Genomic DNA, 15180 nt, shown 5'->3' on the forward strand with positions numbered 1-15180 from the left:
GGGCTTGGTTCTTCATGGGCGGATTCTGCGATTCAAGGGTCGGTTTGGCTCTCAGGGGATTCCATTACTGCATGGTCGTTCAATTTACTTTACAGTAAAAATGATCAACAGAAAGGTCGACATGAATCCACCGATTGCATCGCAGGGATCTCCGCTGAAGGGGATCAGGATCGTTGAGTTCGAGGGCATCGGCCCGGGGCCGCTGGCCGGCCTGTTTCTGGCGCAGCTGGGCGCGGATGTCACGGTCGTGGCTCGTCCGGGTCCTGGCGCTTTGCCGAAGGACATGACGCCGCGCGAGGACGGCTTGCTGTCGCGTGGCAAGCGTCGGGTGGTTCTGAACCTGAAGCAGGAAAACGACAGGGACCGCGCGTTGGAGATCGTCGCGGCCAGCGATGGCTTGATCGAGGGCAACCGGCCGGGTGTCATGGAACGCCTAGGCCTGGGGCCCGGCGTCTGCGGGCGCTTGAACCCGCGCCTGGTATATGGGCGCATGACCGGCTGGGGACAGGACGGACCGCTGGCCCAGGCCGCCGGCCACGACATGAACTACGTGGCGCTCACGGGCCTGATGGCGCTGACGGAGCGCCCCGGCCACCCGCCCATATTGCCTCCCACGGTGCTCGGCGATGCGGCGGGCGCACTGGGCTTCTCGCTGGGCATGGTGTCGGGCCTGCTGGCCGCCAGGACGAGCGGGCAGGGCTGCGTGGTGGATGGCGCCATCGTGGATGTGCTGGCCATGCTGTCGCCGCTGGTACAGCTCGTCAGCGCCGCGGGCGGCTTCGATGCAGGCGTGCCGAGTGTGTTCCATGACTCGCCCTTCTACGACCGCTACCTCTGCGCCGATGGTCGCTACGTCACCGTGGGAGCGATCGAGCCACCGTTCTACGCACTGCTGCTGGAGCGGCTCGGGCTGAGCGACGTGGTGCTGTCCGAGCAGATGGACCGGTCCGCTTGGCCTGCATTGAAGGCGCGCATGGCGGCGCTCTTTGCATCGCGGCCCAGTGCGCACTGGACGCAGTTGCTGGAAGGCACAGACGCCTGCTACGCGCCGGTCTTGAACATGGCCGAGGCGGCCAGGCACCCTCACAACGTGGCGCGTGGCCTCTACCACGTGACACCGGCGGGCGATGTCGAGACCGTCAGAGGGCTGCGCTTCGCCGCGCTGGCGGACCGCGCCACCAGGGCCTGATCAGCCTCGGGATTTCCCTAGGCGGCTTGCGTGAATTTGACTATATAGTAAATCACTTTTATTTATAGTAGATTGGCGCTGATGCGGCGCCAACCATCGATCCAGTACAGGAGAAGCGCGTTGGAAGACATCTACGTCGTTGGTGTGGGGATGACCCCGTTTGGCCGGCATCTGAACAAGGACATCAAGCAGCTGACGCGCGAGGCCACTGAGGCGGCGTTGCTGGACGCCGGGATCCGGCGGGAGGACTTGCAGGCAGCCTTCTTCGGCAACACCTCGCAGGGCCACATGGATGGTCAGCACATGATCCGCGGGCAGATCGCCCTGCGTGCCATGGGGATCGGCCGCATTCCGGTGGTCAACGTAGAAAACGCCTGCGCCAGCGGCTCGTCCGCGTTCGTGCTGGCGTGCAACCACGTCCGCTCCGGTGCCGGCGAGGTGGCTCTGGCCATCGGTTCGGAGAAGATGTTCACCGCGGACAAGCAGAAGATGTTCTCGGTCTTCGACAGCGCCTGGGATCTGTCGAGGGCAGGCGAGATTCGCGAAAACCTGATGCTGCTCGGGCGCGACGTGGTGGTGCCGGAGGGCTCCACTTCGCCCAAGCCCTACAGCGTGTTCATGGATGTGTACGCGGCCTTCGCCCGTTCCCACATGCGCAGCTTCGGCACTACGCAGCGCCAGCTGGCGGCCGTCTCGGCCAAGAACCACGCGCATTCGGTGCACAACCCGCTGTCGCAGTACCAAGTGGCCTACAGCATCGAAGACGTGCTGGGCGCCCCGCCCATCACCTACCCTTTGACGCTGCCGATGTGCTCGCCGGTGTCGGATGGCGCCGCTGCGGTCATCGTGTGTAGCCGGTCCGCGCTCCAGCGGCTGGGCATCGACACGCGCCGGGCGATCCGGGTGCTGGCAGCCCTCGTTCAAAGCGGCTCGGACCGCAGCGAGGACGACCATGCCAGCCATTGCACCGCACTGGCGGCCCGCCGGGCGTACGAACTGGCCGGTGTGGGGCCGGACGACATCTCCGTGGCCGAAGTCCACGATGCCACGGCCATGGGCGAAATCATCCAGTCCGAAAACCTGGGCTTCTGCGAGTTCGGCCAGGGCGGTGTGATCGCCGAGCGGGGCGACACCCGCATCGGTGGGCGCATTCCCATCAACCCCTCTGGCGGCCTGGAGTCCAAGGGGCATCCGGTCGGCGCGACGGGGCTGGCACAGGTGCACGAGCTGGTGACTCAACTGCGCGCGGAAGCCGGTACCCGGCAGGTAGAAGGCGCGCGCATCGCCCTGGCAGAAAACGGCGGGGGCCTCGAGGGCATCGAGGAAGCCGTGGCCTGCATCACCATCCTGGCGCGTTGAGCGCCCTACCCAAAGCGACAAGCAACATGGACATCAAGAACACGGTAGCGCTGGTGACCGGCGCGGGATCAGGCCTCGGCCTGGCGACTTGCAAAGCCCTGGTCGAAGCAGGCGCCCAAGTGGTGGCCGTCGATCTGGACGAAGAACGCCTGGTACGCGAGATGGCCCCGCTGGGCGAGCGCGTGCACACCCTGAAAGTGGATGTGGCCGACGACGCCAGTGTGGCGGCCGCCGTGGCGTTTGCGGTCGACACCTTCGGTGGCTTGCACGTGGCCGTGAACTGCGCGGGCATCCTGGGGCCGTGCAAGACCTTGTCCAAGGGTGAGCTCTTTCCGCTGGATCTCTGGAACCGAGTGATCGGCGTCAACCTCACCGGCACCTTCAACGTCATCCGGCACGCCGCACGTGCGATGGCGGCCAACGAGCCCAACGAGGATGGAGAGCGTGGCGTGATCGTCAACACATCGTCCGGCGCGGCCTGGCAGGGGCAGATGGGGCAGGCCGCCTATAGCGCGAGCAAGGCCGCTGTCATGGGTCTGACGCTACCGGTGGCACGCGACCTGGCGTCGCACGGGGTGCGCGTCGTCGCGCTAGCGCCCGGCCTGTTCGAGACCGGCATGTCGGCCGGCATGCCGGCCAAGGTGGCGCAAAACATCATCGACAACGTGATCCTGTTCCCGAACCGCATGGGGCAGGCGCCGGAGTTCTCGGCCCTGGTTTGCCACGTGGTGGAGAACGCCTACCTGAATGCCACCACGCTAAGCATCGACGGCGGGGCCCGGCTCTGATGCCCATCGTGCAAGCGCGCCACGACCTGAACAAGGAGACCCGATGGACATGATCCAACCTGGCAAAGGTCATTCGGCATGACGGCCGCCCACCCTGCCCACCACGACGACGTCGTGCTCTCGGCCCGCAACCTGCTGCTGCAGTTCGGTGGCATCGTCGCGCTCAACGACGTGTCCATCGACGTGCGCAAGGACGAGTTGCTGGCCATCATCGGCCCGAACGGCGCGGGCAAGTCCTCGCTCATGAACTGCCTGAGCGGCTTCTACCGCCCCAAGAAAGGTGACATCACGCTCGGCGGGCGCAGCGTGCGCCAGATGGCGGTGCACGAGGTTGCGGGCCAGGGCCTGGCCAGGACCTTCCAGGGCACGCACATCTTCTCGGGCATGACGGTGGTCGAGAACCTGATGGTGGGCCGCCACCTGCACATGCGCACGAACCTGGCGCAGTCGTTCTTCTACTTTGGCGCGGCCCGGCGCGAAGAGGTGGCCCATCGGGAAGTGGTGGAGGAAATCATCGAGTTCCTGGAAATCGAGGCCATCCGCCATGCCCCGGTGGGCAGCCTCGGCTATGGCCTTCGCAAGCGCGTCGACCTGGGCCGGGCGCTGGCTCAGGATCCTCGCATCCTCTTGATGGACGAGCCCATGGCGGGCATGAACGCGGAGGAAAAAGAGGACCTGGCGCGCTTCATCCTAGACGTGCGCGAGGCCAAACGCATTCCGGTCGTACTGGTGGAGCACGACATGGGCGTGGTGATGGACCTGGCCGACCGCATTGCGGTGCTCGACTTCGGCCGCAAGATCGCCGAAGGAACCCCCAAGGAGATCCAGGCCGATCCTGCCGTCATGAAGGCCTATCTCGGGGAGGACGGGCCATGAAGCTCCAGATCGAAACCCTGCCGCAGCTGTTGCAGCGCCGTGCGCAGGCCACGCCCGATCGGCTGTCCCAACGCCACAAGCAGCGCGGCATCTGGCGCGAGTACAGCTTCTCGGCGGTGCAGCGCCATGTGCTGGAGCTGACCCTGGGGCTGCACCGCATGGGCGTGCAGCGCGGCGCCACCGTGGCCATCATGGGCGAGAACGAGCCGCAGCACTACTGGGCCGAATTCGCGGCGCACGCGCTGGGCTGCAAGGTGGTCTCGCTGTATCCAGACCTGACGGCGGAGGAAGTCCGGTACCTGCTGGAAGACAGTGAGACGGTCTGCCTGTTCGCTCAGGACCAGGAACAGGTGGACAAGGGCCTGGAGGTCAAGGACGGACTGGGGCTGCTGCGCCACATCGTGTACTGGGACGACACGGGCATGTGGTCCTACAAGGACCCCGTCCTTAGCACCTTCGGGGCGGTGCAGCAGCAAGGGCGCGAGCTGGATGCGCAGGCCCCTGAATTGTACCGCTCGCTGGTGGCGCAGGGCACGCCCGACGATGTGGCGGTGTTGTCCTACACCTCGGGCACCACCGGCAAACCCAAGGGGGTGGTGCTCACGCACCGCTTCCTGATCGACAACGCGCAGCGCCTGATCCAGGCCACCGATGCCCAGCCGGGCATGGAGTACCTGAGCTACATCGCGCCGGCCTGGGCCACTGAGCAGATCAACGGGATTTCCATGGGCCTGGGCTTGCCCATGGTGGTCAACTTCCCGGAAAGCCCCGAGCAGGTGCTGGCCAACATCCGGGAACTGGCGGTCGAGGCCATGACCTTCGCCCCGCGCCAATGGGAAAGCATGGCCTCGTCGGTGCAGGCTCACATGCTGGACGCCGGGCCGGTGCGGCGTGCCGTGTACGAATGGGGCTTGAAGGTGGGGCATGCCTTCCACGTCGGCCGCCTGGATGGCAAGCCGGTCGGCTGGCTGGATCGCCTGCAGTTCCCCCTGGCCGAAGCCCTGGTCCTGCGGCCGTTGCGCGACCAACTGGGCCTGACCCGGTTGCGAATCGCCAGTTGCGGGGGGGCCACCATGGCGCCCGACGTGTTTCGCATGTTCCACGCCATGGGCGTGCCGCTGCGGAACATCTACGGCTCCACCGAAACTGGCCTGCTCACCTGCCACCAGGGCGAGCGCTTCGATCTGGAAACCGTAGGGCACTGGATGCAGGCGCACCCGCAGGCGGGCGCACCGCTCGAATGGCGGGTGAGCTCCGACGGCGAGCTCCAGATCCGGGGTGGGAGTCCCTTTCTGGGCTACTACCGACGGGAGGGCTCGGTCGAGTCCAAGGTCAAGGCCGGCTGGTTCCACACCGGCGATGCCGTGACCAGGACCGAGCGAGGAGAGCTGGTCTTTCTGGAGCGGCTGTCCGACCTGAAGCGGCTGCGCAGCGGTGACACCTTTCCGCCCCAATTCGTCGAGACGCGCCTTCGCTTCAGCCCCTTCATCAAGGACATCATGACCGTGGGCGATGAGCAGCGCGATTTCGTGGCCGCGCTCATCAACATCGACATGGCCGTGCTGTCGCGCTGGGCCGAAGACAAGCGCATCGGTTTCTCGACCTTCACCGATCTGTCGCAGCGGCCCGAGATCGCGGCCCTGATCAGCCAGGAAATCGCGCGTGTCAACCAGTTCCTGCCTGCGCATGCGCGGGTGAAGCGATTCGCCAACTTCCCCAAGGAACTTGATCCCGACGAAGGCGAGCTGACGCGTTCGCGCAAGCTGCGGCGCGAGTTCCTGGAGGAGCGCTACGGCGCCCTGATCCAGGGCCTGTACGACGGCTCCCGTGAGGTGCGGATCGACATCCCCGTGACCTACCAGGACGGACGCCGGAGCAACTTCAACGCGAACGTGTTCATTCACGATGCCGACGGATCCGGTGCAAACACCTCGACCGAACCCCAGCGCAGGAGGCCTGCATGAGCGATTTTCTGAACTACCTCATCAACGGGGCATTGACCGGTCTTCTCTACGCCCTGATGGCCATGGGCTTCGTGGTGATCTACCGCGCGTCCAAGGTGTTCAACTTCGCGCAGGGAGAGCTGGTCGTCTTCGGTGGTTACATGGTGTGGTGGACCATCATCCAGATGGGCATGCCGATGTGGCTTGGTCTGCCCGTGGCCTTCGCGAGCGCGGCGATCTTCGGGCTGATGATCGAGCGGATCTTCTTCGCTCGCCTCGTGGGCGAATCCGTCTTCTCGATGGTGATGGTGACCATCGGGCTGCTGATCCTGATCCGCGGCATCGTGCTGGTGTTCTTTGGCCCCCAGGTGCGCGCGTTCCCGATCATCTTTCCGATCGAACCCATCATCCTGGGTGACGTGGTCATCTCCCGCTCGCTGCTGTACGGCGGCCTGCTGACTATCGCCTTCGGCTTTGGCCTGTCCTGGTTCTTCAACCGGACCCGCATGGGCTTGACGATGACGGCCGTGGCCGAAGACCACCAGGTGGCCATGTCCATGGGTATCTCGGTGCAGCGCTCGATCGCCTTCGCCTGGATGCTGGGCGCCGCGCTCTCGACGCTGGGCGCCATGGTCCACCTGAGCGGCCGCTCCATCAACATGATGAGCTCCGACATCGGGCTGGCGGCGCTGCCGGTGGCCTTGCTGGCGGGCCTGGAGTCGCTGGCCGGGCTGCTGCTGGCCGGCATTCTGGTCGGCGTCATCCAGGGGCTGGCATCGGCCTACCTCGATCCCCTGGTGGGCGGGGCGCTGGGCTCGGTCTTCCCTTTCATCATCATGCTGCTGATGTTGTTGATCCGTCCCACCGGCCTGTTCGGCTGGAAAACCATTGAGAGGGTATGAGCATGGATCCCGCAGGCGTCTTCGCGACCTCGTTTACCCAGGACCAAGCGCTGGTGCGCACGCGCCGCCAGGCCGTGACACTGGTCCTGTTCGTGCTGGCCATGTTCTCGCTGCCCTTCGTCGCCGACGCCCGCGCGGTGGCGGTGATGACGTCGATGCTGATCACCGCCGTGGTGGTGATCGGCCTGCAGATCAACACCGGCCTGGCCGGCCAGATCAACATGGGCCAGGCGGCCTTCATGGGAGTGGGCGCGTACGCCACCGCGCTGCTGGCAACCAAGGGCGGCCTGCCGTTCTGGCTCGCGCTGCCGGCGGGCGGTGTGTGCGCGGCTCTGTTCGGCCTGGTGTTCGGCTTGGCCGCCGTGCGCATCAAGGGCTTCTACCTGGCCCTGACGACGATCGCGGCACAGATCCTGTTCCATTTCATGGTGCTGAACATGCCCGCGGCCTGGCTGGGAGGCTCCAACGGCATCACGGTCGAAGCGGCCCGGCTGTTCGGCCTGGTGCTCGACACCGACACCGGCGTCTACTACCTGTGCCTGGTGGTCGCCTGCATCATGATCGCCGGCGCCTACGGCGTGGCCCGCAGCCGGCACGGTCGGATCTTCGCCGCCGTTCGCGATGACGATGTCGCCTCCGGCATGATGGGCATCAACGTGGTGCGCACCAAGGCACTGGCCTTCCTGCTGGGTGCGTTCTACGCGGGCATCGGGGGAGGGCTGTGGGCGTACTACGTGCGCTTCGTCTCGATCGACCAGTTCACCCTGATCCACTCCATCTGGTTCATCGCCATGATCATCGTGGGCGGCATGGGCTCGGTGACGGGCGCATTGATTGGCGTGTTCGTCATCCGGCTTGCGCAGGAATCCTTCACCAGCGTGGGCCCTTCGCTGGTCGAGAGCTTCTCCTTCCTGAGCGGCGACGTGGTCTTCGCCGCGATGAACATTTTCCTGGGCGGCATCATCGCCGGCTTCCTGATTTTCGAGCCGCGTGGATTGATGCACCGCTGGAACATCCTCAAGCGTTCCTACCGGATGTGGCCCTACCCCTACTGATGCCGGATCTTCGCGGCCGTCCGCTGCGCTGGAGGACGGTCGATTCGTGTTGGACAGCGTGATCAAAATCAGGAGACTTGTGTGAATACAAACAATGGATGTCTGTCGGCCCTCGCGCGTCTGGCGCAATACGGCGCCTTGGCCGCGGGTGTGTTCGGTCTGGCGGGCACGGCCCAGGCGCAGACCACGTACAACATCGCCGGCCTGGCCGACTTCACGGGGCCCTATGCCGATGTCATGAAGGACATGACGGGCTGCCGCAAGGGCGTTCTGGACTGGTGGAGCGAAGAGGTGGGCAAGGCCCAGGGCGTGGCGCTTCGCATCAAGGAGTACGACACGCGCTACGATGTCGCGCAGGTGGCCAGCCTGTGGCCCGGCATCAAATCGGAACTCGACCCCGTGGCGATCCTGGGCATCGGCGGCTCGGACGCGGCGGCACTGCAGCAGCGCCTGCCCAACGACAAGGTGCCTCAGATCCTGGCCACCGCCGGCTATGGCTTCGCCTGGAAGAGCGACAGCTGGGTGTTCAACGCACGCGCCACCTACCCGCACGAAGTGGCGGCCTTCTACACCTGGCTGCAGAAAAAATCGGGTTCCACGGCGCCGATCAAGGTCGGCGTGATCTCGTCCGAGGTTTCCCCGGCCTACGTGGACATCCACAAGGGCACCGAGAAGTTCGCGAAGGACAACCCCAAGATCCTGGAGGTCGTGGAGACGGTCTACACCGAAGCCCAGCCGACTGACCTCACCCAGCAGGTGAACCGCTTGGTCCGCAAGGGCGCGACCGTGCTCCAGGTCTTCAACAACACGGCCTCCGTGGTGGCGACCCGCCGTGCACTTCAGAGCCTGGGCAAGACCAACATCCCCATCGTCATGTCGGCCCACAACGGCCTGGTTTCCTCGGGCAAGGCCCTGGGCGGGCTGGAGCAGATGGAGGGCAACTTCGAGGTCTACGGCATGGCCATGTCCACGGACGATCCCACTCCGGCACGCGCCTACTTCGAGCAGTTGCGCACCAAGTACAAGGCGCAGGTCAGCTACACCTCGGCCTGCATCATGGGCATGAGCCAGGGACTGATCGTGGCCCGTGCCGTCGAGCAGGCGATCAAGACCAAAGGTGCCAAGGGCGTCAAGGGCGAAGACGTGCGCGCGGCGCTGCTGACCACGCCGATGCCGAGTGAACGCAGCTTCGGCGTGCTGCCCGACCTCCAGTATGGCAAGGACGCGCCCTTCCCCACCGAAGGCCTGGCCGTGAACATCGGCACGGTCGAAAAGGGCAAGTACAAGCTGCTGGAGCAGAACGTTCCCATGCCCGTGCTGAACAAGTGGTAAATGAACCCTGGCCTGGATCCGGATCGATTCCGATCCAGGCCCACTCCAATGGAGTCCCCTGTGCTTGAACTGAACAACGTCGAGGTCCTGTACAGCGATGTCATTCTCGCGGTCAAAGGCATTTCGGCCAAAGTGCCTGCCGGGCAATGCGTGACCCTCCTGGGGGCGAACGGTGCCGGCAAGAGCACCACGTTGAAGGCCATATCGAACCTGATCAAAACGGAAGACGGCCGTGTGACGGCCGGCACCATCAGTTTCGATGGTATCGACATCGCGGGGGGCAATCCGGCCGACCAAGTCCGTCGAGGCATGGTGCACGTGATGGAGGGCCGCAAGGTGCTGCGGCATATGACGGTGGAGCAGAACCTGGTGGTCGGCGGACACATGGGCTCCGGGCGCGATGCCAGGGCCCTGCTGGACGAGGTATATGGTCGCATCAAGCGGCTTGCCGCCCTGCGTCACCGCACGGCGGGCTACCTGTCCGGGGGCGAGCAGCAGTTGCTGGTGATCGGGCGTGCCCTCATGGCCAAGCCCAAGCTGGTCATGATCGATGAACCCTCGCTGGGCCTGGCCCCGCTCATGGTGGAGGAGGTCTACGGCCTGCTGTCCGAGCTCAAGGCCAGCGGCCTGACGCTGCTGATCGTCGAGCAGAACACGCGCGTCGCGCTGGAGCTGGCCGACTACGGCTATGTGATGGAGGGTGGCCGCGTCGTGCTCGAAGGCCCGTCGACCAGCCTGCGGAGCAACGAGGACGTGCGCGAGTTCTACCTGGGCCTGACGGTGGAAGGTGAACGCAAGAGCTTCAGGGACATGAAGCACTATCGCCGCCGCAAGCGGTGGTTGGGCTGAGGGCATGGCCCGTCGGAACCGACAGACAAAATTCAAGGATGAGCAATGAGCAGCGTGTCGAATGCGTTTTTGAGCGAACAGGAAGTGATGATCCGGGAGTCGGCCCGCCGCGTGGCCAACGAGGTGGTGGCCAGCACCGCTGCCGAGCGCGACCGCAGCAGCGCCTGGCCTCACGATGAAATCCGGGCGGTGGCTGAACTCGGCTTCATGGGAATGCTGGCGCCCCAGGCCTACGGCGGATCTGGGCTGTCGTTCGTGGAGTACTGCCTGGCTATTGAGGAATTCGCCGCAGCCGATGGCGGCTTTGCCACCATGATGCATGTGCACAACTCGGCCGCGCACGTGCTGCGGTCGTTTGGCACCGAGGAGCAGATGAACTCCTTTCTGCCCGAGCTGGCCAGTGCGCAACGTATCGGGGCCTTCCTGCTGTCCGAACCCCAAGCTGGATCGGACACCGCCGCCATCCGCACCACGGCCCGGCGCGAGGGCAACAGCTATGTGCTCAATGGGAGCAAGCAATGGATCTCAAACGGCAGCGAGGCCGGCTTCGCACTGGTGGTCGCCGCCACGGGCGATCCGGGCTCCCGCGACCGCTTCAGCCTCTTCATCGCGGATCCGAAGGAACCGGGGTACCAGTGCCTTCGAATCGAGAACAAGCTGGGTCAGCACACGGCTCACACCGCCCAGATCCAGTTGGACAACCTGCGTGTGCCAGCGAAGAACATGGTTGGCGAGGAAGGGCGTGGCTATGGCAAGGCGCTCTCCTTGCTGTCGGATGGCCGCATCGCGATCGCAGCGCTGTCCATCGGCATTGCCCGTGCTGCTTTGGAGGCCGCGATCCACTACGCGAAGGAGCGGGAGGCCTATGGCAAACCGATCGCCGAACTGCAGGCCGTGAGCTTTGACCTGGCGGAGATGGCCACGCAGGTGGACGTGGCCCGCCAGTTCATGCTGTACGCCGCGCGCCTGACGGATGCGAAACTGCCGTCCATCAAAGAGGCTGCGATGGCCAAGCTATTTGCCAGCGAAATGGCAGAGAAGGTCTGTTCGGCTGCGCTGCAGGTCCATGGCGGCTACGGCTACGTGAATGACTTCCCCGTCGAGCGCTATTACCGCGACGTGCGGGTGACGAAGATCTACGAAGGCACCAGCCACATCCAGAGGCTGATTATTGCGCGCCAGATCTTGGCAGGATGACTCGGGCTTGCGACTTGAAGCTGCGATTAGCCTGTCCGATATCATCGAAGCCCAGCCTGCATCCGGGTTAACGCGCAGAGGACACTGCAAGAATGAGCACGCAGATTGACGCCAAGCCTAAGTCGAGACCCCGCGGCAACGCCGCCAGACGTCCAGGCAAGGGCGTTAAGTGGAACAACGCGGTGGGTGGCGCGGATGAGCAGTACCAGCTCAAGAAGCAGGCGGTCATTGCCGAGGCTTCTCGCACCTTTGGCCGCCATGGGTACAAGAACGTGTCCCTGGACGAGATTGCCGCCGCGCTCAATGTCACCAAGCCCGCTCTCTATTACTACTTCAAGAACAAGCAGGAGCTGATCTACGAGTGCCACGAACTGTCGATGAGGCTTGGTGACCAGGTGCTGAAAGACGCCATTGCATCAGAGGGAACCGGGTATGGGCGCGTCACTACCTTCATCAAGAACTACATCTCTCTGCTGACCGACGAGATGGGGGCCCCTGCCATCCTCCACGACTTCTCTGCGATGACGGCGGCGGATCAGCGCAAGATCACCTTGAGGCGCCGCAAGTTCGATTTGGAGTTGCGCCAGGTGTTCGAAGAAGGCATACGGGATGGATCCATCGCACCGTGCGATGCCAAGCTGGCGGTCTTCTGGTTCATGGGAGCCGTCGGCGGGATTTCCCAGTGGTTCCACGCAGAAGGTCGTCTGCGTGGGGATCAGGTCGCCGACATATTCATCGGCCTGCTGGCCCATGGCATTCGACCGGCTGCGCCGGAAAAGGGCGGCGCGAGGGGGAAGTCTTGATCCGATGTTCGGAACCATTGACCGTGATCAGCCAGCCCTGAAGCGCGTAAAGAAGTCGAATGCCACAGTCGATTGACCCAGACCCTGCCGCAAAAGCGGGGCGTACCGAGCCCGAGGTCGAGCGGGCCAAGTGCGCCTTGCGGCCGCAAAGACTTAGGTCTTCGGCGGCCGCAGGTTCTCAGTTGGGAAAGTCCGCACCGCGGATGTCGTCGAAGAACCACTCGTCAACGGTCAGCTTGAGCGTACCGCGCTTCTTCATCAGTTTGGCCGCAAGCTTCGGAGACGCGTAGTTGGTGAAGTCGAACTCGAATCCCGTGCGCACGTCCCCACTGTGGTTCGTCAGTTCCATCGCCTCTGCATCGGTCAGCTCGTGCGCTTCGGCCACAGTCAGCTTGAGCTCTGCGGCCAATGCCTCAGCCAGTGTGCGATGGCGCAACTCCCCGCCCTCAAACTCGCGCCAGGCCTGACGCGCGGCGCGAACGACGTGTGAGCCGTAGCCCGCAAAGTAGTCTTCCACCTCGCGCCAGGTAGAAGCCCCGATAGGGAAGGATTTGTCACGCTGGATGTCGCCAGCGACATCACCAATTGGGTCACTGCGACCTCGCTGGCCTTCGAGCCAGCGATGGAATGGAGCGCGCGCAGCCTCTTTTGCGACCTGTGTTGCACGCAAAGGCGTCTCCAGCACGTTCGGGGCACCGTCAGGGCGGTACTTCCGGCCGCGCTCCTCGGCCGGCAAGGTGTTCCATTGAGCAAGGCTGGAGAGGAAGCGCTCGCCGTCCTTGCCGTCGGTGTGATAGCTGGTGGGCACCAGGTGGTCCAGTGGCCAAAAGACGTCACAACGGGCGCAATAGCACTTCGTAGGGTCGTCTTCCACAACGTCTCCGTGCAGGTAGTAGCGGTACGGACCGGATGGGCGCAACGGCTTCGGCGCGTCCGCGACAGCCTGCGACGAGCTATCGCTGTGCTTCGACAGCAGCGACCAGTTGGTGAAGCCGTTCTGCACCGCAATGCGGTCCAGGGCTTCGCTGTGGCAGATGGAGAGTGCGCGGCCGAGCTTCTTCGCTTCGCGGCGGAAGCGCTCGAGCTGCAAGGGAGAGAAAGATGTAGCCATGACTTGACTCCGCGGTCGCGGCAAGTCCGATGCGCCCACACACCGAGCCAGCGGCGACCATTGGAAGGTCAAGGCAGGACTCGTCTTGAAACTCGCGCTGTCAGTACGACTTCGCCTCGTGGGCGGGCAAGCCGGCGGAACGGCTTGAGCCGAAGCATAGCGACACTTGGGCCGAATTGTCTAGTACCCCTGGAGGCGTCAGCAGCGCACCAGACGCCTACCTGTTGAACGTTCGTAAAGTCGCGTGCCTGTCTCACGTACATCTAGGTGCTCAGGCCGCCATCGACCATCAGGAGACTTCCGGTAGTGAAGGAGCTCATGTCCGACGCCAGATACAACGCCGAACGTGCGATTTCCGGAGGAGTGGCATGGCGTCCCAGCGAAATCTACTCGTCAAACATGGTTGCGGCATCTCGTTGGATGGCCTGCGAAATCTGCCGCTCTATGCCGAGCTGGAAGTCATTGGAAACCGGTCCAGGGTGAAGGGTGTTCACTCGGATGCCCCGGTGGCCTGCCTCCTTCGAGATGGAGCGCATCAGACCAATCTGCGCATGCTTGGCAGTGATGTAGGCGTACACGCCCTCAGCTCCAATGACGCCTGCCACACTGCTCGTGATGATGATGCTGCCGAAGTCGGCCATGTGCGGAAGAGCGTACTTGCAGACCAGAAACGCGCCGCGAACGTGTACAGCCATCACGCTGTCAAACACGTCTTCCGGGTACTCCGCGAGCGGCGCCACGACGCCAGCATTGCCAGCGTTGCTGAACAATACGTCGATGCGGCCCCAGGCTTGGCGCGCGGCTTCGATGAACGAACGAACGTCCTCGGCGCGTCTTACATCGGTCATGTGCACGTGAACCCTGTCGTCGTTGAGTGACTTCACTGCCCAAGAATCACTTTGCCTTGGAGCAACGTCTCGGACTGAGCCTGCTTTTCGCGGTGGGCAGTTGCCGTGCCACTTCAGGCATTGTCATTCCTTCCAGCACGTGGGTGATGACTTGCCGCTCTCGTCCCGAGAGAGCCGCCATGGTGTGCCTGGAGAGCTTGGCTGTCGCTCTCTCCTGCCTCGCCACTTGCATGTGGCGTCTTACCGCGCTGCAGGTAAGTCGTGCCTTCTGAGTCAACGCAGAGATGTCTTTTCCGTCGAAATCAGGGTGGGAAAGGCTGCGGCAGAGGTTCACGGCTACGCGGCAGCCATCGCGGAACACCGCCAGCAGGGAGAGTCGTTCTCGAATTCCCGTCTCTGCGTAGCAGACGGCGCGGTACTCCTCGTTGGAGACGTGTTCGGCCAACTGGTGGCTGCACCACAACTGCAATGCGCTCGTTGGCTTCTGTCTGCCAAGCCACAGCATGTTGGAATCCTGCAGGTCGAATCCCATGCGCAGGTAGTCGACCGCGGTCATCGATGCGGCTTACATAAGGGAGTGTTCAGCACCGCATGGGTGAACTCAATCAGCGGTGCGGGCGCTTTCGGCGCAAGTGCTGCGCTCGATATCGTTTAGGTTGAAAGCACTTTTCTCCGTTGGATTTCTTGTCTCTCCCTGGTCGTTGATACGCTCTGTAGCGCACGTAGAGATTCTCTAGACCAATGGCCGATTCGATGTCCTACGGAATCAGGACGGGCCAACCCGAAAAACCTCACCGCGTCAGTAGCGAGTCGACGGTCCAGTAACTGGTCGCCGTGGCCCATGCCGCATTCGCACTCACCGTCTTGTCGCTCTCAATCTGCGGTGGGGCTGGGGGTGCTTCCACGTCAAACCAGCCGTAGAGTGGTC

At 63.9% G+C, this 15180-nt stretch carries 13 protein-coding genes and 1 pseudogene; 11 read left to right on the top strand and 3 right to left on the bottom strand.

Going from position 1 to position 15180, the window contains the following annotated elements; genetic code table 11:
* Positions 1-121: 121 nt before the first annotated feature.
* The 11 genes from KF871_RS06750 to KF871_RS06800 all read left to right on the top strand — a co-directional run bounded on the left by KF871_RS06750 (position 122) and on the right by KF871_RS06800 (position 12293).
* Positions 122-1189, top strand: coding sequence for a CaiB/BaiF CoA-transferase family protein (locus KF871_RS06750; RefSeq protein WP_070400773.1), 1068 nt, complete (start codon positions 122-124; stop codon positions 1187-1189).
* A gap of 120 nt (positions 1190-1309) precedes the next feature.
* On the top strand, positions 1310-2548 hold the full coding sequence (locus tag KF871_RS06755; RefSeq protein ID WP_070400774.1) for a thiolase family protein: 1239 nt from the start codon (positions 1310-1312) through the stop codon (positions 2546-2548).
* Between the two features lie 26 nt (positions 2549-2574).
* Positions 2575-3336, top strand: coding sequence for an SDR family NAD(P)-dependent oxidoreductase (locus KF871_RS06760; RefSeq protein ID WP_070400775.1), 762 nt, complete (start codon positions 2575-2577; stop codon positions 3334-3336).
* Positions 3337-3414: 78 nt separating this feature from the next.
* On the top strand, positions 3415-4212 hold the full coding sequence (locus KF871_RS06765; protein WP_070400776.1) for an ABC transporter ATP-binding protein: 798 nt from the start codon (positions 3415-3417) through the stop codon (positions 4210-4212).
* Positions 4209-6176: a long-chain fatty acid--CoA ligase gene (locus tag KF871_RS06770; protein ID WP_070400777.1), complete on the top strand. Its 1968-nt coding sequence runs from the start codon at positions 4209-4211 to the stop codon at positions 6174-6176. Before KF871_RS06765 ends, KF871_RS06770 begins: the two co-directional genes overlap by 4 nt.
* Positions 6173-7057, top strand: coding sequence for a branched-chain amino acid ABC transporter permease (locus tag KF871_RS06775; RefSeq protein ID WP_070400778.1), 885 nt, complete (start codon positions 6173-6175; stop codon positions 7055-7057). The genes KF871_RS06770 and KF871_RS06775 overlap by 4 nt, the downstream gene beginning before the upstream one ends.
* 2 nt (positions 7058-7059) lie before the next feature.
* On the top strand, positions 7060-8112 hold the full coding sequence (locus KF871_RS06780) for a branched-chain amino acid ABC transporter permease (RefSeq protein WP_083293316.1): 1053 nt from the start codon (positions 7060-7062) through the stop codon (positions 8110-8112).
* Between the two features lie 81 nt (positions 8113-8193).
* Positions 8194-9444: an ABC transporter substrate-binding protein gene (locus KF871_RS06785; protein WP_083293312.1), complete on the top strand. Its 1251-nt coding sequence runs from the start codon at positions 8194-8196 to the stop codon at positions 9442-9444.
* A gap of 60 nt (positions 9445-9504) precedes the next feature.
* On the top strand, positions 9505-10293 hold the full coding sequence (locus tag KF871_RS06790) for an ABC transporter ATP-binding protein (protein ID WP_070400780.1): 789 nt from the start codon (positions 9505-9507) through the stop codon (positions 10291-10293).
* Between the two features lie 45 nt (positions 10294-10338).
* On the top strand, positions 10339-11490 hold the full coding sequence (locus KF871_RS06795; RefSeq protein WP_070400781.1) for an acyl-CoA dehydrogenase family protein: 1152 nt from the start codon (positions 10339-10341) through the stop codon (positions 11488-11490).
* Between the two features lie 92 nt (positions 11491-11582).
* Positions 11583-12293 carry a TetR/AcrR family transcriptional regulator gene (locus KF871_RS06800; RefSeq protein ID WP_083293313.1) on the top strand — a complete coding sequence of 237 codons (711 nt, stop codon included), beginning with the start codon at positions 11583-11585 and terminating at the stop codon, positions 12291-12293.
* Positions 12294-12471: 178 nt separating this feature from the next.
* Here KF871_RS06800 and KF871_RS06805 read toward each other — a convergent pair whose 3' ends face one another.
* The 3 genes and pseudogenes from KF871_RS06805 to KF871_RS06815 form a co-directional block, all read right to left on the bottom strand.
* Positions 12472-13404, bottom strand: a complete 933-nt coding sequence (locus KF871_RS06805) for a YozE family protein (protein ID WP_070400783.1) — start codon at positions 13402-13404, stop codon at positions 12472-12474.
* 263 nt (positions 13405-13667) lie between these two features.
* Positions 13668-14288, bottom strand: a pseudogene (locus tag KF871_RS06810) (SDR family NAD(P)-dependent oxidoreductase).
* A gap of 10 nt (positions 14289-14298) precedes the next feature.
* Positions 14299-14808 carry a hypothetical protein gene (locus tag KF871_RS06815; protein ID WP_139147118.1) on the bottom strand — a complete coding sequence of 170 codons (510 nt, stop codon included), beginning with the start codon at positions 14806-14808 and terminating at the stop codon, positions 14299-14301.
* Positions 14809-15180 lie beyond the last annotated feature (372 nt).

The sequence above is a fragment of the Hydrogenophaga sp. genome (assembly GCF_019635465.1).
Classification (GTDB): domain Bacteria; phylum Pseudomonadota; class Gammaproteobacteria; order Burkholderiales; family Burkholderiaceae_C; genus Hydrogenophaga.